Genomic DNA, 679 nt, shown 5'->3' with positions numbered 1-679 from the left:
AAACCCCTTCCACGTGAAATCCTCAATCCGCGAGCGACCGAACAGATCCTCATCCGGATCGGCCTCCTCGAAGTCGAGGATCTCACCATCGGGCTTCAACACCGGCTGCGCGGCACCCAGACCGTTCGGGCGGCGCTTGAACATGACGTTCAACGGCGCCAGGAAGATGTGCAGGTGCTTGGAGTTGACGACGATGACCAGGAAGGCGAGCGCGACGCCGATGTGCAGCAGCAGGCCGACCGAGGCGAGGACCTCCAGCGTGCCCGCCGACAGCCCGTCGAACAGCAACCCGGCCCCGTACGACGCGAACGCCGCCTTACCGAACGGGAAGTAGTGCTCACCCGTCACCGTCTCCAACGCCGCCAGAGTGCCGCGGAAGAAGAACATCGTCCAGATCACATTGAAGATCATGAACAGGATCAGCCACGCACCACCCAGATGCGAACCGAAGAACCGCGACCGACGCCCCTGCGTCTTCGGCGCGTTCTTGATCCGAATCCCGGCGAACACCGCAAGACCCACCGCACACATGACGGCGATGAAGTCCTGGACGAACCCGACCGGACCCCACGTCTGCAGGATCGGGACGTGCGTCTCGATCCCGAACAGCAGGGCCACCCCGGCCTCGATGTAGACGGTGGCGAGCAGGAAGAACGCCCACATGACAAAGAAGTGGGCG

General features: G+C 63.3%; 1 pseudogene. It reads right to left on the bottom strand.

Annotated features, from left to right (window positions below):
- Positions 1-679, bottom strand: a pseudogene (locus LO762_RS32240) (Fe-S oxidoreductase); the annotation flags it as partial.

Origin of the sequence: Actinocorallia sp. API 0066, assembly GCF_020991275.1 — a bacterium.
GTDB lineage: Bacteria > Actinomycetota > Actinomycetes > Streptosporangiales > Streptosporangiaceae > Actinocorallia.
Note: the sequence above shows the minus strand (reverse complement) of the source record. Positions and strands in the feature narration are given on the sequence as shown.